Source organism: Paraburkholderia fungorum, assembly GCF_046027215.1.
Taxonomy (GTDB): domain Bacteria; phylum Pseudomonadota; class Gammaproteobacteria; order Burkholderiales; family Burkholderiaceae; genus Paraburkholderia; species Paraburkholderia fungorum_D.
Genome location: NZ_JAQQEN010000003.1, coordinates 120,102 through 142,834 on the forward strand (window position 1 = coordinate 120,102; position 22,733 = coordinate 142,834).

Below are 22,733 nucleotides of genomic sequence, written 5' to 3' on the forward strand. Positions count from 1 at the left end.
GGTTGTTGAAATAAAACGACACCGGTTTGGGAAGCCGTCTCACCCGAGCCTCGCGAGCCGATGGCGCCTGCGCGAGTGATTTGTGCGGGCGAGCGCGAGCACCAGGCGTAGTCATCCGCCCGGGAGAATTCCAACTTCCGGTTAACAGACTGCTGAGAGAAGGTCGCTTCTACATCGATCAGGATGTCTGATCGTGATTGGCATGAAGCGACTAGCTGACGAAGATCAATCCGTCAAATTCACCGCTTCGAAGAAGGATGCCGGAGCATCCGGGCTGCTCGCCGCCAACGTGACCGGGTAAAGAAGCGCGCGCGCACTTTAGGTGGCATCACGGCCATAAGGCCGAGAATCGCAGCCATGAGGACGGCTGGTCCGACATACCAGCGCTCGCGCTCGCGGGCACGCGCGGACAGCGACGTGGCCACGAAATCTTCACCGCGTGCCATTTCGTTGAAGGCTTGCTGAAACGCGCCCATGCGCCGTACCTCGTCATCTGAAAGCGGCTCGCTCTGCGAGCGCGATTGCCGCTCCAGCGTCGTGAACTGCGTTGCCTGCGATTGGCGAAGACGGACTTCCTTCACGGCGTCCGCATAAATTGCCCGCTCGCTGGGCGTCATGAACGCCTCGGGACCGATGCCGCTAGCCAACTCCAACACATCAAGCATCGGCTGATCCGCGGCCGGCATCACCATGAGCCAGATCATGGCCGCTGACACGACGGTCAGAATGGTCACCGATACACCTTTAATAAGGAAGCGAAGCCGGTTTTTGCCCTCTTCCCCCGACAACGAAATAAACGCTCTTAGAATGATCGCGACCGCGAGTGTCAGCGCAAATGCGAGGACCATCGCAGCGCCCGCAGGCAGGTCGAATTCGAATGATGCGGCGAGACCGACTACGCTGGCCGCCGCCCCGCCGAGCCAGCCGATTAGAAGCGCGCCAGTGAAGCGTTGCGAGAACAACGACCCGATAATCGCCGGGATGATTAGAAAGCAGAAGACGAGAAGCACGCCGGCAGTCGCCACGGAGCTCGTGACGACTGCACCGAAAGACAGATAGAAAAGAAAATCCCAGATCAATGCGCCGCGCGCCTGCCCTGCCGCCGCCGCTTCCGTCGCCATTCGCAATGGGCCGCGGGCGAGCCAATGAAAGACGCCGATCGCTCCATACAGGATCACGAACTTCGGCAGATCGTCTACCGAAACGGTCAGAATACTGCCGACCAGTATCTGTTTGACGTGCTCCGCTCCCTGCGGCGAACGGTCGACGACGATAATGGTCGCCGCGGTAGCGACGACGTACAGAATGCCGATATACGCTTCAGTGTGAACGACCTTCGGCAAGCCTCGGCCGGCGGTGAGCAGCGCCGCTCCTATGGCGGAAAAAAGAAACGTGTAGACAAGACCGGAAGTACTCGTCGGCACATGTCCAACCGCGAATGCAATAGTCGCTCCGAGCGCGGACATCTGCGCCAGAGCAAGATCGACGAAAATGACGCCACGTCTCAAGACGTGCAAACCGAAATTGGCGTGGATGGCGACGAACAATACGCTCGCCGCAAACGGAGGCGCAAGTAGCGCGAGGAGGTCGTACGGTGAGATCGTCACTTTGGCTCACCGTGCGGACGATGCGAGCGCGCGCGTGAGCGTGTCGACGTTGTAATCCATCATGCTCAGGTAGTCCGGCGCTTGGGCCATGCTGCCTACTGAGGGCGCCAGCGTAACGACAGGTATGCCCGTACGTGCCGAAAGTATTTCGGAATAGCGTTTCGGTTCATATGCGGTTTGCAGAATGGCTCGCGCGCCGCGTTGGCGCGCCTGAGCCATCAGCACGATCAAACGTGCGGCGCTTGGTGGAACCCCCTCCTTCATCTCGATGAAGCCGATCATGTCCAGTTGAAAACGGCGTGCGAAATAAGGCCAGCCATTGTGATAGGCGAGAACCGCTGTGCCGCGATAAGGCGCCAGCTGTTTTGACCACGCCGCAAGCCGCTCATGCAGGTTCGCGAGAAACCGGTTGTGGTTTGCCTCGACGGTATCTCGCGCGCTGGGCGCGAGCCGGATGATGCCTGTCGCTATGTTCGCCGTGATCGTTTCCGCATTGACGGGGTCGAGCCAGTAATGGGGATTGGCCATGCCATGCCCGTGGCCGTCGTCCGGAACGAGCGGGTTGAGGCCGCCCACCTCCAGCAGCGGTATCCCCGTCGAGGCGTCGATCGAGCGTGGACCACCCTGCTGCAGATCGGGCCGTTGGAGCCGGTCCGTGAGCCTGTCAATCCAGACGTCGTAACCCAAACCCACTCGAACGATGAGGTCCGCGTGGGCCAGCTTCGCGAAGTCGCTGGCGCGGGGCTCGAATGCCTCGGGATCGGTTGCCGGTGGGACAATGGTTTTCACCTGAACCAGGTCGCCTCCCACTGCGCTGACGAGACTTGCAACATCGCTCGTCGTAGCGACCACCACTATCTGCGCTGCCGCGGACTGCACATGCAGAAAAGAAACCACCACGGCGAGCCGGATGAAAACCACTGCCAGTCGCACCAGGACGGCAAACTCGCGCATGCTTACTCTCCCGTCCAATAGCTCTTTTTCATCAGACAGTGCACTTCGCGCTCGGATGTGGCGGGCGAGCCAAGCCGACAGTCCATGGCCATGCTCGCGAGCGAATAAGCGTCGAGCCGCGAGAGATGCTTTTCCGTCGTCAACTTGTCGATCATCGCCAACGATGCCGCGTCCATCGCCTTGTTCAGATCCTTGTCGGCGGCATAGGTAACGAGATAGTCCGAATTGCTTCTGGTGGGCAGTACGGGCGCGGCCATGCTGGTGGCTTTGGGAACCATGCAGTACGTTCCCTTCAGAATGTTGACCACTTCTGAAATGCGGCAGTCCCACGTCGCCAGCATACGGGCTCGCGCTGCCTCGGGTGCCAACCCGTCCTGCTCGGCGATGAGTTTGATCGTCTGCTGTTTCAGCAACTCGTACCCGACGTTGAGATCGCGGTCATAGCCAGTAGCGATCCAATGCGTCGGCGTCTCGATTCTTGGCCAATCGAGCTTGACGCCCTTCAGCACGGAAACTTTGAGAGGCAGTTCTTTGAAGGCGGTTTCGAGAGCAGTCAGGTTGACTTCGCCATTGCCTTGCGCGGCATGCGAGTCCCCGGACCATAGCAGGCCGCCATCGACGAACACGGGCAAGTACAGCGTAGTGCCCGACACCATCTCGTTGATGTCAAGATTGCCGCCAAAACGTCCCGGCGGCACGGTGCCGTAGCGGCCCGGCTCGGCGCGTGCAACGCTGACGATCCCCGGAAAAGGCCGTAATGGGATGAAGATGTCTGGCGCGAACTGAAACTGTTGTTTGGCCAGATCGAGGTAAAAGTACTTGAGTTGACCTTGCGGAAACTGCTTCGGAAACGCGCCCGCAAATCCGGGATAATTGAAATTGAGGCCGTAAGACGTCGGTACGATATGGCCGATTTCAATCTTCAAGGTATCGCCGGGTTTCGCTCCCTCCACATACACCGGCCCTGTAAGCGAATGCACGCCGCGGCCGGGAGAGTCGATCTGCTCCTGCTTTGCGCGAGCCGTCATCTGTTCGATCGTTGAATCCGGCACGATCTGCGCGTGACCGTGAATCAGCGTCTCCATGACGACCGTGTCCCCCGAATGAATGCGGAGAACGGGAGCTTGCGCGTTGTCGTACCAACCGAACTGGGTCGTGGCAGGCGTTGCCTCCAACCGGATCACTTTTCCCCTGGTGGAATTCGACGCGAGCGCCTCGCCGACTGCCGGTGCCGATTGGGAAACCATAGTCTGAGCACCGGCAGGTGGCGGGGCCATACCCGCAACAGTCAGCAGCGCGGCCGACCAAATCGCCCATCGGACGGTACATGTCCGGTAATCCATTATCTGTCTCCGTTCTTGACCTGTTTTCAGTCGATTTTTATTGCGGCGCATTTCTAACGCTCGTTATCTTGTTCTTCGACAACCATGTGCTCCGCACATTCCCAGTCGACAGCAATCCGCAGACCGGCAATGTGCTCTTCGCAGATCAGTGATCGAAGGTCGTCAGCTTGGCGTTCTCGTTGGAGATAAAAACCACGAGCATGCTCGCCGGTTCAGTCGTACTGGCGTTTTTGCTGATGACGTGATGTTGACCACGGCGCTCGAAATGGCCTTCCCCGACGTTGTAGACCTTCGCTTCTTCCCCCTCCTCCCCCGAAAGAATCTTGCCCGAAAGGACGAAGGCAAAGACGTCCGCGTCATGGTGATGCGACTTCGAAGAGCCGCCAGGCGCGTAGTGCACCACCTGGGCGGTCAAAGCCCTACCTGGTGCCACCGACAGCTTTTCGGCCAGGATGGATTCGATCGCGCGTCCGCTGGCCGCCGTTTGCGACCATGCCGGTGCGACCGTGAAAACCGTCGAGGCCGCGACACTGAGAAGTCCGAATTGACACAACTTTTTGCAACGAAACGAGAACATGGCGATCTGCTATTTTGAGTAGACGAATGCGTTTCAGGGAATGAGTTGTGGGAGTCGCCGCCGGACACTGTCCGAAAGCGGCTGCGATTCCGGCCACGAAAACTCAACTAGTGGAAAGCGTAATCCACGTCGACCCAACAGACATCGACCAAGAATCGTCAAAATGACCAGACCACCGAACTCACGATTTGCGCTGGTCTGGTGGCGGTGCGTGACGAACGTTCGATTTCGATCCACCCGTCGACGCTTCGCCGTGCCGCGTAAAAGGATGCAGGCGGCGCGCTGTGCCGCGGAGCGGCGATAGCAATCGACCGCATAGGAATGAACGGCGCTCGAGTGAAAGCCGCAATAAAGGATGCCGAGCCATGATCACCGAAACGAGCGTCGATCAGCCCGCGTCATAGCCGCTAAATATGGTCGGCGAAAGCACCGGAAGAGATATCGGCGTCCGGGAGCGCCATTCGGGCGCCCTGGCTAGATCGGTATTGCGGCGAGGCCGGTATGGCGAGCAAGCTTTTCAAGCGTCGCGCGGCATCCTTTGCCGCATCTGGGGCCATATTCGTGAACCCCAACAGCAGACCCGGGCCGGTGCTGGCCCGCAAACCCATCGGGGACAACGCGGTTGTCGCCATTCCGTGCGCGCGGGCCCGATTGGCCAAAACAACGTCATCGGAATTCGGGGGCAGGCGCAACAGCACGTGCATGCTCCCCGTGTCGTTCATTTGAACCGAGTCGCAGAAAACATCCTTCAATGCGTCGACGAGCGCGTACTTACGTTCGGTGTACAAGCTTCGCATCCGCGCGAGATGGCGGACGAAGTGACCTTGAGTGATGAAGTCAGCCACGACCATCTGATCGAGTAGCGACTGTTGTAAAGGCAACAACGCAGACGTGCGTTCGAAATCAGCGGCCAGCGAAGGCGGCACGACCAGATAACCCAAACGCAGACCGGGAAACAGGACATTGCTGAAGGAACCCACATGCAACACCCGGTCCGCGTGATCGAGGCGCTTGAGCGCCGATACGGGTCGATCCAGGTGATTGAATTCGCAGCCGTAGTCATCCTCGATAACCCACGCCCCTGTTTCAGCGGCCCAGGCCATGAGGTGCGCGCGCCGCCGGGGCGAGAGCGCGACGCCAAGCGGGAACTGCGCTGCCGGAGTGATCAGAGCGAGTCGAGCGGCTGGGGCCAGTGCAAGTCCCGCCGGCACATTGATGCCTTCGTCATCCACAGGAACCGGAATCAGATGACCGCCTGCGAGTTCGAGCGTGTGACGCGCCGGCGAAAAGCTGGGGTCTTCGACCCAGACCTCATCCCCCCTGGTTATCAGGGTACGCGCAATCAGTGCCAATGCGCCGAGGAACCCCGCACTGATAAAGATCTGGTCCTCGCTGCACGGAATGCCGCGGCCAATGACCAGATGATTCGCAATCGCCTGCCGCAACGGGCCGAAGCCGCCCGTTGCCTGATACACCATCCTGGACAGCGAAAGGGATCTCGCATGCCGGCCGGCCAGCCTTGACCAGAGCTTGCGCGGAAATGCATCGAGCGCCGGGAGCCCTATTTGAAACGGACGCGGGAGTTGAGCGGCTTCCGAGGCCAGTCCGGGCATCAACGGTTGCGGTGATCGTCTTGACGGTTCCGGCGGTCGTCCAACTGGGCGCAATTCCACACGCGTGCCCGCGGCGTGTTGACGGTTCAGATAACCTTCGCCAGCGAGGATGCTGTAAGCAAGTTCGACGGTTGCGCGAGAAACCGAAAGTTGAGACGCCAAACTACGTGACGAAGGGAGGCGCGCGCCCGGCGCCAGAGAACCTGTCGAGATCGCATCTTTGATGCGCTCCGAGATTTGCTGATGAAGGGGTGTACCGTTGCTCCGGTCCACCCGGAGCTCAGCTAGCTCCGGTTCGGGCATGGGATTGATCATCAAGTGCTCATTCGGGATGGGTCTCGCCGCGTGGACGAACTTACCAAAGATATCACGCAATATACTGCAGTACAAGATCTAACAGGCATCATGTCTGGTGTAAATTTCAGCACAAATATGCATTATGATGCAGTTTTTCAATTTTAAGGAGAAGAGCAACCAAGATGCTCGACTCCTCAGGCGGCTTGCGCATCCACCCGGGAGCAAAGGCGAACCTGGAACGCATCCGTGCGGATAGCGCAGCCAAAGGCCGGCGGCGCGCGCGACGATCCGCCCGCTAGCCAACTTCCGCACGAGGCCTTCGCACAATCGAAGCGAGAGCGGCGCGCCGTTTTGCCAGATGATTCTTTAATAACAGCGCGCCGGCAGCGACGAATACCGGGGCTGCTAGGGCCGGGCGCAGTCGCGTACCCGCTTCCAGGTAACCGATAAAATGGAAACCTCTCATGAGCGCCGGATCGCGCCTCGCGAGTGGCGATCACGGCACCGCCAACAAGCGGTTCCACCATGTCGCACTACCCGAAAGCGATAACGCGGCCGCGTTATTCAGGCAGCACCGCCACCGCCTTGATTTCGACGATATAGCCCGCCGCTCCGCCGAGCATGTGAGCACCCACCGCCGTCCACGCCGGCAGCGGGTCCGTTGTAAGATATCGATTCCGAATTTGCATGAACAGCGGCAAGTCACGCATGTCGGTATGGAAAGTGGTCAGGTCAACCACGTCGCTCAACGACCCACCCGCGGTAGCCAGCACGAGTTTGAGATTTTCAAACGCCTGGGCTATCTGCTCCTCGCGAGCCTCCACCAGCTGCATGGCCGCATTACGGCCAATCTGACCAGACACATAGACGGTGTTGCCGACTTTGATCGCGGGGCGTAGCGGATTTTTTCGTACACAGTTTCCATCCCAACAGGGACGATGGCTTTGCGTTCGCTCATGAATGGGTTCCTCGTTATGCAAGCATTCGGATGGCGGCAGCGTCAGCCGTCGTCTCCGCTTGCAACTGGCAGTACGGCGCGGTTCATACAGGCGGCTTCGTCGGGCGCGAAACGCGAATTGGCGAACGTCGTTGCCGACGCCGCATCTCCGCAGACATCAAGGTCCGCGACGAAAACACGAAAAGACAGGATAGTGGACGCGAGAAGCACGAGTCCAACACCGATTGAGTATTGGGATATATCCAGCGGGTATCAAGATGGAGTTGCTGTTGAAGTTCGTAGATTTTGCTAATGGCGTCTTTTGGAACGCGAACGGCGTCCATTAAATCTGCTAACACCGCCTCAAGAGTGGGTCATTGCGCTTCTCCGACGACTCGTGCGGCGATCGCGCAATGGCCCATAGCCAAGCAAGGGATGGCGACGAGCTTCACTGAGTGGCAGAAAGTGCCACAATTTAGGCCACAATCTGAGAACGGAACGTAGCTGCCGACGAAGTACATGGCCACATATACCTCGAGTCCCGACCAATGTCTTCGTCGTCCAAGAGCCGTTGCCGAGCGGATGCATTAGCAGATTCAAAGGACAGACAAACACGTTAGCAAAATAAACGGACATCCTAGCGTCCATGCGTTGCCGAAACGCAACGCGTAAAAAGACGCGCAAAAGCGCTGTCATGCCTTTATCCGTGGGCTAAGCCGAAACCTTACATTAGCGCAATCTACGGACGCGATTAGCAGTTACTACGGACTGCAACACCTGCTGACGCAGGCGGCCCGCTCGTATCTGCAGGCGCGCGCCATGGGAGAACGGAGCGGGCAGTGAATGAGCGCGACCAACGATGCTGCACGGCTCGGTGAAGTTTCGCGGTTGGCGCAGTGGATTAATGCGTGCTACCTCTTAAGGCAGTGGCGAAGACTTGGAATCGGTCGGCCGAGTGCGGCCGATGCTGTTGAAAAAGTCGCTGTACGGCGTATGCAATCCGCTGGCGAAAAAATCGACCTCTCAGATCGGCCTACAAACCGCTCGCGAACATCGGTTAAGGGTGCGAGGACCCCTGAAAACCCTGCACAAGCAACGGTCCGCGACTTTTTCAACAGAATCGGCCATCTCCCGCCGTTCGCAAGCGCGCACAGACAGACACTCAAACGTCGGCTTCTCCCAGACATCTGACATTCGCGCGCCGGCCGTGTAGGTTGCGTCGTCGGACATTCTGCTCATTGGGCCGATCGCTTGCCGCGGGCCGCTATGGGTTGCTGTGCCGTAGTTGGACCACTAGTAATCTCTAAAGACAGCATTTCACCTGCAGCAGGACCGCACACTAAAAGCCTCGTTACGCTGCATGGGGATGGCGTCGTGCCACTTACCAGGTCACTGCTTCTGCCAGTATCCTGCCGCAGGAGTTCCTTCGACGAATTCCGCCCCGGTTCAGGTGTCGCCGAACGCTCGTCGCTGGTTCGTTCATTCGGATCGAACTAGGCGGCGACTGTCTAAATCTTTTATCGCGGGAAATACCGCTTTGTCCCACGAATAATAACCGGGCCAGTGCCAGACCACGTGCTTTCCAACAACAACTTCGAACATCGGGGTCCGGGATTTAAGATGGCCACGCCGCAAGTTGCGTTGATAAAGCCATTGGAACTCGTCCGGGTAGTCATCGGCCACCTCAGTGGCGGCTATCGCCGAACGTTCTACGATGACTAGACGATCGCCTGGATGGTTCTGGGCCCACGATTCGAAGTCGTGCTTCCCGCCAAGGAAGCCCTTCCACCGGGCGCACCACTCACAGTCTTTCGCCGAATGCATGATGAGCAAGAGGGGTTCGTCCTTGTAAATTTCGGTTTGTCGTACTGCTTCGGCCCAGTCCTTGTTTGTCTCAGTGGTTATGGCGCTCGCGCCATCGGTTTTACCGTTGCCGTCGTCCGCCCAGCCAGCAGACGGTAACGCCAGCAGCAGGAGCGCTGTCGAGAGAACACGGAAGATATGTGGCGCGGAGCAACAAGCTTTCATGGCATCGCTCATCAGTTTCCTCCCGGTCACGGCTTGGCGCCACGCTTCGCGGATACATCGCAGCGCGGTCTTGCAACGGAGTCCGCAGAGGACACGCGGAGGCGTTGTGTAACGAGGCTAGACAATATCGCCGGGAGCGCGGCAGTCATCTAGTGCTGTATGTGCGCTAACGAACATACGATGTGAGGGCTTGCAATGCTCACGTGACATACAGCGAGGTTCGCATTGATTTGCAAATTCAGGGTTGACTCGGTGGTGCCGGTGCGCTGCTTCTCTTCGCACTTCCGGTTTCGGCCATCAGACGCCATTCGCCTGCACGGGAGGTCGGACATTGGAGCGGCCGCATCATCTGAAATTCCGCCTGATGGCAACGGTCCGGCGTTAAGAGCGATGGTGTGGACGCCGTGCGCAGAGCCTGCTCAAGAGGCACCAATCGGCCCATATATGAAGGGGCCGCGCGACTGTTCAACCGTTGGCGAAAAGCTTCCCTTGGTATGGCCACGGCGGATCGTTCCTCGACCGCGAGGTGCATGTTCCGGCTTCCGCCTGAGTCGAACACGTTCTATCGTCCCGTTTTATCTGTCGAACCATCGGATTTGAAGACGCAGGCCGCAGCCTGAAGTTTGCCACTAAGGAAGCATTGTCGAAGATCAGCGGGCCGCGTCACCGGCAAGAACGTATGCACCCCAGAAATACGGGTGACGGTAGAGTTCTCCATCCTTGCCGCTGGCCATGTCGCGTTCGGTACGCGCTAGTGCCTCCGCTTTTGACAGCGAGGGATTACTGGCATAAGTGCGGAATACACCGGTTGTCACCTCTGTCGCCGAGCGAGATTCGACAGCCCACTGGGTGAGGAGAATCGAGCGAGCCCCCGCCGAAAAAAAGGCGCGGGATAGTTCCGACATTGCATCTCCCGCATTACCGGTGACAAGTCCCGTGTTGCAGGCGGACAGTACCACCCAGTCGGCATTTAACCGCAGGGTTACGATGTCGTCCGCGGTGAGAACCGAATCTGGCAGCCCGTTTCCCTCATAGGCCAACGCGAGCCCCGCCTTGTGCCAGCCCGGCACTTCGCCCGCGACAATGCCGTGTGTAGCGAACAGAACAACCCGATCGTTCAACAGATCCCGCTTCATGACTTCGCTACGCGAGGCGCTGGTTCCCCACAGCACGCTGTGCCCGGAGGCATTGAGCGTCTTCGCGATTGAGGTCGCCTCGTCGAGCGTCTCAGGTAGCGGTGCGACGCGATGGTAGTCGAACGAAGCTGTACCCGCATCAACCGGAAAGGCTCGCGCGGGAGTCTTATCAACTGGGGGGGCGGCAATCCTGGCTGAGTCGCGGCCGTCGAAGCTCGGATCTGCGAATGCGATCAGCGCCTCGCCAGCGTGCGCTGCTGGATGACTACGGGCGAGCATGAGAGCTGCGGAATTCGGAATACGTACCGGCATTGTGCTGGCGATCCACCAGTGTACACTCGCAAGATCCGTTGCGGGTGCCGTCACGAGCACATCGAACGGCAGGCTGGAGAGAATGCCGCTCGTGGCGATGTACACGGTGGCCGCCCCTTCGAGGTCGGGCTGGATCGAAGAGATCAACAAGCGATAGAGATCCGATGCCACTGTTGTGTCGAACCCGGCCAGATCACCCGCCTTACGTGGCGGAACGCCCGCATCAAACACGTTGCGAAGCGTCAAGATCTGCTTTTTCAGGTCTGCACGCGTTACGTTGAGTCGTGTCGCATGCAGCGAGCCTTTGGCGTTAATGACAAATGCGTAGGTCGCACCGCGCCCGACGTAGAAGTCGACATAAACCTCATCGGCATGCAGCGCCGCGCCCACCTGGTCCGGCGTTGGAACAGCGGACGATACAAGCCGCCGGTACTCGGGAAACTGCTTGTTGATGCGGTCGTGTAGTGTGGCCAGATCCTTGGCCGAGGCATTCATAGCTTCCTCGGCATCTTTGACACTAGCGATCGCATTCCCCTTATCTACGGTATTTTCTGCGTCGACTTTGGCAAGGCGTGTGCTCAGCCCCGAGAGCCCCATCCGTTCGGTATCCTGGGCACGACGTGTCATCTGCTCCTGCTCAACCAGGCTGCGCAGCTCCGGTGTGACCGCCGCCAATCGCGCTGCACCATCGCTCATTGCGCCCTGGGTCGCATTCATGTGAAACAATTCGGCAATACGGAAGGCGAGCGCCTGACCCTCTGCGCCGTCGTCCATGAGGCGGCTCAGACACATTGCAACCGCACCGTCCTCGACAAAAGCCCCCGCGCTACCGAAAGCGTCCCAATCGTCGTTTTGGCCAAGCATGGGCATCACGTATCGGGAGATCTCACTTTCGCTGACCTTTCTTTCGGGATCCTCAAGGCGATAGAGCATCAACATTGCAGACTGATACTTGACGAATGGACTCTGCGCACCCTGATGCATCAGGTTGTACTCCAGCACGCGTGAAATGCTCGACTCGGCTCCCGACCAGTTCCCCTGCGTCGCGAGTATCACAGACAGCCGCTCGTCCGAGCTCGGTGTTTTGGCCACGACAGGATTGATCGAAGCCGCGTATTGGAACGCCTCGGCATCGGCTTTGTAATCGGCAAGGCGATTCGTCGCAAGCGCAATCATCAACCGTGTGCGGAGCGCTTGCGCATAGGGGTAGGAATAGGGGAGCGCGCCGGCATCCTGATACCCTTTGATGGCTTTGTCAATCCAGAAGAGTGCGCCATCGTAGTCGTCGTTGGACATGAGCGCGATCGAGACTGCAACCTCGACGAGCGCGCGTTGCAAGGGGCCAGGTTTGAGTCGCGGATCGTGGTCGATGTCCCAAAGCAGTCCGTTCGCGTAGTTCAGCGCCTCGGTGCGCCGATTATTCTGCGTTAGCAAGTCAACGAGGTGCACACTTTCGTCGAGGAGTTGATTGGCGGCTTCCTCGTGGCGATGTTCACTGAGCGACGGGTTGTCGAGGTTCTTTCTGGCAAGATCGGACGCCTCGCGCACTAGGCGTAACGCCGTGTCATGTTGATTCAACGCACGGCGCGCAAGCTCCGCCTCGGCAGAGAGATGCTCGTAGGCCGGTTCTTCCGACAGCGTTTCAAGTTCGGCAGCGGGCGTCTGGTCGGCCAGTTTCTTCGCCTGATTCGCCAGCCTCTGGCTTCGCACGAAGTCGTTTTCCAACGCATACACAAGGGCGAGTCCCGAGGCTGTCAGCGAGCGTTGGCCAGGCGGGATTAGCCTGTCATCAACGATGTCTTCCATCACCCGCCTCGCGTCCGAGGGGTCATCCTCGTCAAAATAATCCTGGACAAGCACAATCAGCAGCGAAAGTCGTATATCGCCGTCTAAATTCTCATCCAGAAGTTTACGAATGGCCTTCTCTTCATCGGCAACCGAGGGTTGTCCCGACGTCTTGTAGATTTTTGCAACGGACGCATTCACGCCTTGTGGTTCACCCGCTACCGCAGTCCGGAGTAACGCGCAAAACGATCCGAAGATAGCTGCCGACAGGATGCACAGCATAGGCCTTAGACACCGCCACACGGCATGCGATGTATTCTCGGATCGGATGATCATCCTTGCCTCCGCTTCACACGTCGTTGCAGACCTCCGTAGTCTATGGGCTCATGCATGGCGCGTGTCCACGGTATTGTCTGTCAGTACCGCGCGAGCGCCAGCGCCAAGCAGCGCTGCCTCCGCGCAATTCGTACTCTGAAGCTGTCCCGCTGCCCAGTAGCACCAAGGACAAAGACGGAAATATGGCATCAACCGTCCAAAGACGAACATTAGCTTGTGACAGACAAACAACCTTGTCTGCTATCGGCCAGCTTCTGCAGTTCGTCGTCGTTTTATTGGACTTTGAGCGATGGCTCCGTTGCACGCAGCCGACGCTCGCGACGGCATAGGACGTGCCAATCATCTGGCCTGCCGTTAATAACACGAGTTGTTAATGAAGCATGACAGAAAATCGTCGCAGTCGCCGCCCGTAAATGGCAAAAGGGCGACTGATTCGCTTTACCGATTGCGAACCTAGCAGGGGACTGCGAGGTTGTCCCGCCAGAGTCCTGTCATCGCGAAGACCGTGCCGTTGTCATTATCGTTCCGGAATAAAAAAAGCACTCGACGGCATTTCAGACAGCACTGCGGTCGTGCAGGTTTTCAGAAGCCGCGAATTGGCGATCTTGTCCGGACTGGAAATGTCGATGTGGCGCTGTCGTTCGAGCGCACGCAAAAAGTCAGCCTTTAACTCCTCGTCGTAAATCCCGCGCTGTTCGACTTTGCGGCGTATCGTTTCGAGGTCGTACTCGAGGGCTTGATAAGAAACGATCGTCATTTCATACGTTTTGAGCGTTTTTCTAAACTGAATCGCCGGCCGGATGGCAGCAATGAAGGCGGAAACCGTTCCGAGGCCTTGCCATACATGCTTGCCCATGTCAGTTTTGAAAAACCAAAGACCGGCAACCGCCGATGTCGGAGCCGCGATGACGAGCGCTAGGTCCATCGCCTTATCCAGAAGTTCCAGACGGCGCAGCCGTTCACTGTAATATCGGACATTGAGCCGAGCGGTACGAAGCTTGTCATAAACCGCCCAGACTGGATGGTTCTCGCGTTCCATGGTTCCCCCGTACACGTGCGGAGCAAAATAATGATAGTCAAGAAACAGAGCAGAGGCATTCTCGTCTTGCTACCTGCGCTATTTTGCCTGTCGACTGTCACCAGGGCCGAGGTGCCCAAAACAAATACCTCTGTATCAGGAAAGGCGGCGGCTCCAAAAGCCGCGCCGATTCCGTCAAGCACCGCGTGTGCACAACCGGCATCCGCAGCAAGCGGCTCCGGTTCGAACCCTGACCAGGGTGACGCGCCACCTTCCACACGCAGCCTTTTTCCGAATGGCCCTCATCCCAGCGTCGACCCAACGCAACCCTGGCCGCGATCCGGCGCTACTGACGAATCCAAGTAGTGTGACGCTCGTCAGAGGGAGTACCCAGCAATGCGGGGCGCTTCACGCCTTGCATCGCCACTTTACTGCTGCTTCAATACAAGCACTACTAGAGCGGCCGACCATCGTCTTATATCGCGAAGCCGAACCAGCCCAATGGAGACCGGGACATGGAGATGCGCTACCGTCGGCTGATCCTTTTGATTTCGCTGATCCCGCTCACGCTGGCAGAGCTGTCATGCACGTCGGACGGCTCGTCCCGGACATCCCGAACCGGCAATTCCCCCGCGTCATCGGCGCCCATGTCGTCGGCTGCACAGGGTCCCCAACAACAGACGCTACGGGAGCGTGAACAGGCGGTGCGACGTCAGTTGAGCGACACGACTGATGGCAACGCGCGTTATGCGTTGCTCGACGGTCTGTCGTCGGACTATTTCCATGCGGAAATGGTGGCCGACTCGATCCGGATCCGCGAGCAGATCGTCGAGGACTCGCATATTCCGGCTGGCCGACGCTCGCTGACCGCTTCGTCGCTAGCCGGAGGGTACGCCCAGGGCTTCGACTATGCGCGTAGCGAACGCCTGCTTGGACGCGCCCAGGCGCTGGCGCGCGACACAACTCCGGCAGAACTCGAGACATTGGCGCGCGAGCCATCCTATGCTTACTTCTCCGCTGAAGCGGAAATTGACCGTCGGTATCTTAACCGGCATGACCTCGCGCTGCTAAAGCGCCGGGAAGGCGCGGAACTCGCCTGGCGTAACATCAACGACCCGGCACTCAGTGTCAGACGGCACCAGGCAGCAGTCAACGAACTCCTCGACAACTTTCCCGAACTGATCCGCGAGATGGTCCAGAACAATCGCCGGACGGAGGCGCTTAGCTATGCGAATGAGATTCGATGGGATATCGACAATCGTCCCGACATGAAGGCGAATGTCACGCAGCGTGCGGAGGTTGAGATCGGCCGGTCGATGGCGCTTGCATCGAACGACGACTACGATGGCGCGATGTTGGCCGTCGATGCCGCGATGACAGGCTACCGGAAGGCAAACCTCGCCTCTTTTTCGGGGTACGTCGCGAACGCACTACGGCTACGTCTGATGTATGCACTTGCAACAGGGCGCATCGGCGACCATCAGGCGGACGCAGACGCCTACGAGTCCGCAGCAAGCATCAATCCGGTAGTGGCCCACACGATAAGCAATGACGAACGCGAGTCTCTGATACTCGCAGCGCACGGAAACTGGCAGGAGGCCGACAGGCGGATCAGGGCAACGATGGCTAGGAATCTGGCCCGCCAAGGGCCCGAAAGCCCGTTCTACAAGTACCAGGCGGCAATGCAGATGCTGTACCGGCTGGAAGATCCTGCCGGCAACGTTGGCGAGGCGGAGATCGCCGCCTATGTCAAACCCCTCATTGGCACGCAGGACGACTGGAACGACTCGAGTACTCGGGGCGCGTACGACGAAGACGGGGCGCTGGCCCAATCTCTGAGCCGCGCGATGACCGAAGGTGAGCAAGGCGAGGTCCTCGCGTTTCAGATCGCCGAGCTGTTCCATATGAACGCAACCCAAGGCGCGATGGCCGATGGCGCGGCGCGCCTCGCGGCTTCGACGCCAGCGTTGCGCGCGCTGATCGAGCAAGAGCAGTCGCTGCGCCACGAGCAGAACACCGCACACCTCGCGCTTGCGCGCTCGACCAACTGGCTCGAAGCGGAACAAACGCAAGGTGGCTCTCAAGGGCGGCAGAATGTTGCCAGTTCCAATGTCGAGCATGAAGAGAACGCCATCAAGGCGGTTGACGGAAAGCTGGCCAGTCTGCGTCAGCAGATTGCCGCGCAATTTCCGCTCTATCGTCAACTGGTGTCGCCAGAAATCCCGACACCCAACGCCCTCGGCAAGGCACTTCACGAAGGCGAGGTCTATGTGGATTTCTACGCGGGGCGCGATGCGAGCTACGCGTTCGTGGTACGTCCCGGCGGGTCCTTCCGCGCGGTCCGCCTGCGGGTGACACGTGCCGAACTCGCGAGGCAGGTAAAGGCATTGCGCGCCGGTTTTGCTGCGGGAGTGCCACCGCAGCACGCGGGCGATCTGGCAGGCTTCGATCTGGGCGCGGCGGCGAGCCTGTACCAGGCGCTGATCGCCCCGGTGCAGGACGATATTCACGCGGCGACGACCGTGTACATCGGGACGAGCGGAGTCCTCGCGAGCGTCCCGTTCGACGTGCTGGCTACGCGTCCCGCGTCAAGTCTCGCAGACGCCAACTGGTGGATCGACACAGCAACGCCCGTGCGCTTACCGAGCGCCTCTGCACTCGCACTCGCGCGGAGTCATCCCGCCACGCACGCAAATAAACCGCTGATCGCTTTCGCTGACCCGAGCTTCGACGGTCGCGATTCGCAAGCCGTGGGCACGCCAACCGCCAGCGTTGCCGCGCGCGCTTTTCCCGTCGACACGGGTGCTCGGGCGTTCGACTACCATCGCGTGATGCCGTTACCCGAAACGATGGCCGAAGCGCACTCCATCGCCACGACGCTTGGTGCCTCTGATGAAAGTGTGCTCCGGGGTACGCGAGCCTCGCGTAGTGAAGCGATGAAGACAGATATGTCGAATGAGCGCGTCGTGCTGTTCGCGACACACGGCATCGTAGCGGGCGAAGTACCGGGATGGCGCAAGGCGGGTCTTGCGATGGCCTACGAGGGGAGCGGGCTGTCCGATTCTATTCTCACTGCGGACGATATCGTGACGTTGCGGCTGAACGCCGACTGGGTCGTTCTGTCCGCCTGCAATACGGGATTCGTTACCGGCACCGCTGGTGATGCAATCTCGGAATTGTCCAGGGCGTTTTTCGCGGCAGGCGCGCGTTCGATGCTCGTCACTCAGTGGGCAGTTGAATCGCGCTCAGCGACCAAGGTCACAACCGGCGTGTTCCGAACTTATGCCGACGATCCGTCGCTGTCAAAGGCCGATGCACTCGCGCGCGCAGAGCGCGCTATGGCCGCCGGCAAAGATGGGGCGCTTTATCGTCATCCGTATTTTTGGGGCGCGTATGTTCTGAGCGGTGATGCGGCTCGCTGATCTCATACTTCAAGGTACTTCGCCGTAGACGCTAGTGGCAATCCCTTTTGCTATCGAGCTTGCAGGTGTGAACCGGCATGACTCGATGGCGTTCGAGCACATGCTTGGCTCGCTCTGATAGTTTCGGGACCTGCATTTTCGCTTTTGACACTGGCTTGACATTCAAATCGCGTCGCTACTCTTGCCGCTGTCATCATCTACCACGCTTTGTTGACGGGTTGTGTCTGTGGCTCGCACGTGACCAGTATGCGACAATCGGAAAGCAGTTGCTAAGACACAGTTGGCGAACAAATTCGAAGAAAGCAACAAGTCCGGAGGAAGTTGAAGTACCCGACGCGGCACAAATGCCACGGGGCTTTCGGCCGAGCGTCCGTTGCGTCCTGAAAGCGGTCGTCGTGCCTTGCAAAGTTCTTTGTCCGCTGTGGGTCGTCCACCGCCGCTCGTCTGGATCGCCATGTAGTGCAAGGCTGGCATGAGATCACTGGCTGGTCGCCTACCCTCGACGGGGTGTCGGGATGCGGGGACTCGCGGCAAATCGGGCTCGTTGCCCGTCGGGGCTTCATCAAGTCCGAGCGGCAATCGCTCTCTTCAGGATCGACTGACGACCACTGGGTGCCCTGCCGCAAGAGGTGGGAAACCGGCAAGGTCGGATTGCCACACCTCACAGGCACCCCACGGCTACCTGATGGAGCTGCATCCCCCGGCCCACCGCCGGTAGCAACAACTTTAGTTGAAATCTAGACACAACTTTAGTTGTGGAAGCGGCTGTGCGGCGTTCATTCCGGGCTTTCCGGTTGTTTTAATCCTGATAAGGCAGAGGATTTTTAGCGAAGCGGAAGCGGCGCACGGGGATGCTCGCGGGCACGGCACGAAATCCGCGCCCGCTTCGCTAAAAATCCTTTGAGCGAAACCGCTCCGCTAGCGCGGGCAGCTATGGGTATTGAATCAGCGTGATGACCGTGATGTTGCAGATGGCGGTGTTGGATGGGTTGTGAAAGACGTCCCGCTGCTGCGTGTGAAGGTTGCGAGGACGCTGATGCGATCGTGTCGGAGCGGTGCGATGCGGGCGGTGGCGGCGCAATATCCGGGGCGCGGCCAAAGCGCTGCCGCAACCGGTCAGCCGGTTGTCTAGGCAGAAGCGTGAAGGCGCGGGCGTCACGGCACACCAGCAGGAGGTGCCCGCGGCCGGGCGTGATGCGGGAGGAGTTCGATGCATACCATGTGTCCGCGCGCGCACGCTGGACAGTCACGCAGGGATCGACCGGTGAGTCTGGCGTAGCGGTCACGATAGTCCTGGCTGAGCTCATCAGCGGCCGTCGCGCGGGGCGGTATAACCTTGAGCAGGCGCCGGCATTCGGCGAGTCCGGTTTCGCGGCGCCGGTTGCTGAGGAACCCATAGTGACGGATACGCTGCAGTCCGCGCGGCAGCACGTGAAGCAGGAAGCGGCGGATGAACTCCGGCGCATCGAGCTTCATCACGCGCTGTGCGGATTCATGGCGGTAGTCTTTCCAGCGGAACGTGACGTGTCCACCAGTGATATCGATCAGGCGATTGTTCGAGATGGCGACGCGATGCGTGTAACGGCCCAGGTAGTCGAGTACCTGCTGCGGGCCGCCGAACGGTTCCTTTGCGTACACCACCCATTCCGCTCGTCGCGGGCCATCCAGATAGTGGGCGAACGCCTGCCCATGCTGCAGGGGCGTGAGGGCGTTGAAGAACCGCAGGCGCCCGGTCTCAAAGGCACGCCGTAACCGATCGAGGAACAGACGCCGGAACAGGCGTGATAGCACGCGCACCGGCAGGAAGAAACCAGGACGGCAGGCAATCCAGCGTGAGTGGTCCGGTGCCAGACCGCCACCTGGCACCACGCAGTGCAGGTGTGGATGGTGCAGCAGATTCTGGCCCCAGGTGTGGAGGATCGCGATGAAGCCAATGTCAGCGCCGAGGTGTTTCGGATCAGCAGCGATGGTCTGCAGTGTTTCGGCGGTGGCCTGGAACAGGATGTCGTAGACCACCGCCTTGTTCTGGTAGGCGATCGCAGCGATCTCTTGCGGGACCGTGAACACCACGTGGAAGTACGGTACCGGCAGCAGATCGGCCTGACGGTCGTCGAGCCATCGTGCGCGGGCAAGTGACTGGCACCTGGGACAGTGGCGATTCCGACAGCTGTTATAGGCGATGCGTTGATGGCCGCAGGCATCGCACTGTTCGACATGTCCGCCGAGCGCAGCGGTCCGGCATAGCTCAACCGCGCTCATGACGCGCCGCTGGGGCGAGACTGAGTGACCCGGCATGGGTTTGACGATACGCTGCACCGTAGCGACGCAACACGTCCGCCACTTCCAATGGCGCGAACTTCATGGTCGCACTCAGAAGTGCGTCGGCGGTTCTTCTGGTGGATTAGGCGCAACCGGTTGAGGGAGCAGGTCAAAGGGGCTGGTGGTCGCGCAGATTGTGCTCGTAGCCACCTTCAGATAACGCGAGGTGGTGGCGAGGCTGCGATGGCCGAGCAGCAGTTGGATAGTACGCACGTCGGTACCCGATTCGAGAAGATGGGTAGCGAACGCGTGGCGCAGCGAGTGCGGCGTGACATGCTTGCTGATTCCGGCTCGGCGACGGGCCTGCTGGCACGCCAGCCGGATCGTCGCAGGGTCGATGGACTGGTCAGGAAACCGCCCCGGGAACAGCCAGTGTTGTGGTCGTCCAGCCTGCCAGTAGGTGCGCAGGATTTCCAGCAGCCGCGGCGAGAGCATCACATAGCGGTCGACCTGGCCTTTGCCCTGTTCGACGCGCAGCACCATCCGCCGGCCGTCGATGTCGCTGACCTTCAGTCGCGTCACTTCCGAAATGCGCAGACCGCCGGCGTAGGCTGCCATAAGGATCGCGCGGTGTTTGAAGCTCCTGATCGATTCGAGGAAAATGGTGACCTCCTCACGACTCAGGATCACAGGTAGTGTGCGTGGCTTCTTCGACATGACGATGTCGTCGACGGCCCAGTCTCGTTTGAGCGTGACCGTGTAGAGAAAGCGCAGCGCGGCGGTCGCGGTAACCAGGCTGCTGCGCGCCAGTTGCCGGACTTCGACGAGGTGCAGTTGCCAGGCGCGGATCTCTTCGGGCCCCAGCGTCGCCGGGGAGCGGCCAAAGTGTTTCGCGAAGGCGCCAACTTGCTGCAGGTACGCGCGTTGGGTATTGGCCGAGAGATTGCGAACGCGCATATCCTCGACCATCCGCTGACGTAGGGGTGTCATGGCAGGACTCCTTTCGGGATGAGCAGGTGCGATGAATTGCACTGTCATCGTCGCACCCGGAAAGGAATGCCCGCGGCGCCGGCCAGGACGGGGACGTGGGCCAGCTACCATACCGCGTCAGCGGTTTCGTTCAACTCCGGTTATCAGGAGCGAGCAGCCGAGACATGAAGCGTGACCAAAGCGCCACATTGCCTATCGCAAGGTCTGCGCTTTGCATAATCGCGTTCGTTGTCTTCGCCACGGTCTAGGCCACCACATATGACCTCTCTGTATCGATTCTTGTGTGCCAAAGCACCCCTTGGGGCGCCACAAACGAAAACGCCACCTTTCGGTGGCGCTTCATTCGGCAAAAAAGATATTCGAACCGGTTACGATTCCGAGTCTGCGGTCCGCCGCGTGCGTACTCGCACAGTGGCGCGGTACGTCTCACGAGCCTTTGTTTCCGTCAGTGCGCCATTCTCCGCCGCCGCCTCGGTACGCTGGAGGAGCATGGCGACCCCGCATTTTTGCAGCGCAATCACCTTCGGGCGAAGCTTGCTAGATGCGTTCAAAGCCATAAAAACGGTTCTGGTGCAAATGAAGGCCGTGAATGGGTTAGAGTCGTCGGACTACACGACCTGATAACCAATGACGAGTACGCTGAAGAGCCTGGACAAGCTGTTCGATGGGCGACATTTTGATCGTGAGATCATCCTTCTATGTGTTCGCTGGTACTTGCGCTACAAGCTTAGCCTGCGGGATCTTGTCGAGATGATGGCTGAGCGGGGTGTGTCACTCGCACACACGACGATCCTGCGTTGGGTGCAGCGTTATACGCCCGAATTCGTCAAACGCTGGACCCCTTTTTAGCACACCCGCGGGCCGGTCGTGGCGCGGCGACGAAACGTACTTGAAGATCCGCGGTAAGTGGGCCTACCTCTATCGGGCGGTAGATCGAACCGGCCAGACGGTGGACTTCATGCTCAGGGCGAAGCGCGACGTAGCCGCGGCCAAAGCCTTTTTCAGCAAGGCAATCAAACATCAGGGACAGCCGCCGGAGACGATTACACTCGATGGGTATACCGCCTCACATCGGGCGGTGCGTGAGATGAAGGCCGATGGCCTGCTGCCTGAGGACACGAAAATCCGGTCCTCGAAGTACCTGAACAATGTGATCGACCAGGACCATCGAAGCATCAAGTCCAGAACGAACGTGATGCTCGGATTCAAACGGTTCAGGAGCGCCGCGATCGCGATTTCAGGCATCGAGTTGATGCACCGCATTCGCAAGGGGCAGTTCGACCTCTGCGCTCTCGGACTCAAGGATATCGCTGCACCCGCAGTCTGGAATGCTGTGCTGTTTAACCAATAAGGTATCCTTATTTATAAAAGACGTCTCGCTTCACTAGATATTTGCACCAGAGCCGTTATGCATATAGCTATGCAGCGAATCACAGGGGCCGCGGCACATCGCGGCATCTCGCCATCGATGCTACTAGGCAGACATTGCCAGGTCCAAGTCCTGCCGGATCACTCCGTGCCGTTGCTGCCGCCAGCACCTGTAGCGGCTGCCCTAGGGACAGCCCGCGCCATCGCCAGAAATCCGGCCGACTGCTTGCGTCCGGTCTCAGGCGCCGTTCACTGCGTCCTTGAACGCCTTGCCCGCCGTGAACTTCACCGTCTTCGTGGCAGGGATCTGGATCTCGGCGCCGGTGGCCGGGTTGCGGCCGACCCGCGCGGCACGCGCACCTGTGGAAAACGAACCGAAGCCAATCAGTTGTACCGTGCCGTCCTTCGTCACTTCGCCGGTGATGGCCGCGATTACCGCGTCAATCGCCTCGCCCGTCGCGGCCTTGCTGTCTCCGGTCTTCGCGGCGACTGCATCCACCAGTTCCTGCTTGTTCATGGTTTTGTCCCTGTTCTGGTTGTGAAGATGGCGTCACCCTACCGAATGACGCACGTCCGCGCAACCGGCACGCAACGGCGCTGCCGCCGTCTCGCCGGGACAAACCAGCCGACGGACCCCACGATCCGCAGTGCCCCGCGAGAAACTTTGCACGTACAAAGTTCGGCGCCCCGCCGCAAGGTCAACGGCGATGATGCCGTTCTCGGACTCCGCGGACGGCCTGGCGTCAAAGTC

The 22,733-nt window shown here is 59.5% G+C and carries 12 protein-coding genes and 2 pseudogenes; 2 read left to right on the forward strand and 12 right to left on the reverse strand.

Translation table 11 applies throughout. From position 1 onward, the window contains the following. Positions 1–239: 239 nt before the first annotated feature. The 9 genes and pseudogenes from PQR27_RS36370 to PQR27_RS36410 form a co-directional block, all read right to left on the reverse strand. Entirely contained in the window at positions 240–1,607 is a 1,368-nt protein-coding gene (locus PQR27_RS36370; protein WP_408528512.1) for a metal ABC transporter permease, read from the reverse strand. A gap of 6 nt (positions 1,608–1,613) precedes the next feature. Beyond that, positions 1,614–2,561 (reverse strand): metal ABC transporter substrate-binding protein, encoded by a 948-nt coding sequence (locus tag PQR27_RS36375; protein ID WP_408528513.1) that lies wholly within the window; start codon positions 2,559–2,561, stop codon positions 1,614–1,616. Positions 2,562–2,563: 2 nt separating this feature from the next. Next, positions 2,564–3,955: an acetamidase/formamidase family protein gene (locus PQR27_RS36380; protein ID WP_408528514.1), complete on the reverse strand. Its 1,392-nt coding sequence runs from the start codon at positions 3,953–3,955 to the stop codon at positions 2,564–2,566. 94 nt (positions 3,956–4,049) lie between these two features. Continuing rightward, positions 4,050–4,481 (reverse strand): cupin domain-containing protein, encoded by a 432-nt coding sequence (locus tag PQR27_RS36385; protein WP_408528515.1) that lies wholly within the window; start codon positions 4,479–4,481, stop codon positions 4,050–4,052. Positions 4,482–4,888: 407 nt separating this feature from the next. Beyond that, entirely contained in the window at positions 4,889–6,409 is a 1,521-nt protein-coding gene (gene pdxR / locus PQR27_RS36390) for a MocR-like pyridoxine biosynthesis transcription factor PdxR (RefSeq protein WP_408528516.1), read from the reverse strand. Positions 6,410–6,951: 542 nt separating this feature from the next. Next, positions 6,952–7,349: pseudogene (locus PQR27_RS36395) on the reverse strand (RidA family protein). A gap of 1,458 nt (positions 7,350–8,807) precedes the next feature. After that, the gene (locus tag PQR27_RS36400; protein ID WP_408528517.1) at positions 8,808–9,368 is read right to left on the reverse strand and encodes a hypothetical protein; all 561 of its coding nucleotides are present in this window, start codon (positions 9,366–9,368) and stop codon (positions 8,808–8,810) included. Between the two features lie 638 nt (positions 9,369–10,006). Continuing rightward, positions 10,007–12,871, reverse strand: coding sequence for a CHAT domain-containing protein (locus PQR27_RS36405; protein ID WP_408528518.1), 2,865 nt, complete (start codon positions 12,869–12,871; stop codon positions 10,007–10,009). A 571-nt stretch (positions 12,872–13,442) separates the two neighbouring features. After that, positions 13,443–13,964 (reverse strand): hypothetical protein, encoded by a 522-nt coding sequence (locus PQR27_RS36410; protein ID WP_408528519.1) that lies wholly within the window; start codon positions 13,962–13,964, stop codon positions 13,443–13,445. 494 nt (positions 13,965–14,458) lie between these two features. Here PQR27_RS36410 and PQR27_RS36415 point away from each other — a divergent pair, with 494 nt between their 5' ends. Further along, positions 14,459–17,365 carry a CHAT domain-containing protein gene (locus PQR27_RS36415; protein ID WP_408528520.1) on the forward strand — a complete coding sequence of 969 codons (2,907 nt, stop codon included), beginning with the start codon at positions 14,459–14,461 and terminating at the stop codon, positions 17,363–17,365. Positions 17,366–18,520: 1,155 nt separating this feature from the next. Here the strand turns inward: PQR27_RS36415 and PQR27_RS36420 are convergent. Together PQR27_RS36420 and PQR27_RS36425 are read right to left on the reverse strand one after the other, a co-directional pair. Beyond that, positions 18,521–19,727: pseudogene (locus PQR27_RS36420) on the reverse strand (IS91 family transposase). Between the two features lie 8 nt (positions 19,728–19,735). Next, positions 19,736–20,662 (reverse strand): tyrosine-type recombinase/integrase, encoded by a 927-nt coding sequence (locus PQR27_RS36425; protein WP_408528521.1) that lies wholly within the window; start codon positions 20,660–20,662, stop codon positions 19,736–19,738. A 579-nt stretch (positions 20,663–21,241) separates the two neighbouring features. Here PQR27_RS36425 and PQR27_RS36430 point away from each other — a divergent pair. Continuing rightward, positions 21,242–21,965, forward strand: a protein-coding gene (locus PQR27_RS36430; RefSeq protein ID WP_459251668.1) for an IS6 family transposase whose coding sequence is annotated in 2 segments (ribosomal slippage) — positions 21,242–21,445 and positions 21,447–21,965 — 723 coding nt in all. Because the reading frame shifts where the segments join, the coding sequence is not laid out codon by codon here. Positions 21,966–22,220: 255 nt separating this feature from the next. Here PQR27_RS36430 and PQR27_RS36435 read toward each other — a convergent pair. After that, on the reverse strand, positions 22,221–22,499 hold the full coding sequence (locus PQR27_RS36435; protein ID WP_408528522.1) for an HU family DNA-binding protein: 279 nt from the start codon (positions 22,497–22,499) through the stop codon (positions 22,221–22,223). Positions 22,500–22,733: the final 234 nt, after the last annotated feature.

Bases quoted from the DNA above. Each gene is read 5' to 3' on its own strand.
- PQR27_RS36425 (WP_408528521.1), bottom strand. From the start codon at position 20,662: ATGACAGTGCAATTCATCGCACCTGCTCATCCCGAAAGGAGTCCTGCC.
- PQR27_RS36400 (WP_408528517.1), bottom strand. From the start codon at position 9,368: ATGAGCGATGCCATGAAAGCTTGTTGCTCCGCGCCACATATCTTCCGT.
- PQR27_RS36375 (WP_408528513.1), bottom strand. From the start codon at position 2,561: ATGCGCGAGTTTGCCGTCCTGGTGCGACTGGCAGTGGTTTTCATCCGG.
- PQR27_RS36380 (WP_408528514.1), bottom strand. From the start codon at position 3,955: ATGCGCCGCAATAAAAATCGACTGAAAACAGGTCAAGAACGGAGACAG.
- PQR27_RS36405 (WP_408528518.1), bottom strand. From the start codon at position 12,871: ATGCTGTGCATCCTGTCGGCAGCTATCTTCGGATCGTTTTGCGCGTTA.
- PQR27_RS36415 (WP_408528520.1), top strand. From the start codon at position 14,459: ATGGAGATGCGCTACCGTCGGCTGATCCTTTTGATTTCGCTGATCCCG.
- PQR27_RS36435 (WP_408528522.1), bottom strand. From the start codon at position 22,499: ATGAACAAGCAGGAACTGGTGGATGCAGTCGCCGCGAAGACCGGAGAC.
- PQR27_RS36385 (WP_408528515.1), bottom strand. From the start codon at position 4,481: ATGTTCTCGTTTCGTTGCAAAAAGTTGTGTCAATTCGGACTTCTCAGT.
- PQR27_RS36410 (WP_408528519.1), bottom strand. From the start codon at position 13,964: ATGGAACGCGAGAACCATCCAGTCTGGGCGGTTTATGACAAGCTTCGT.
- pdxR (WP_408528516.1), bottom strand. From the start codon at position 6,409: ATGATCAATCCCATGCCCGAACCGGAGCTAGCTGAGCTCCGGGTGGAC.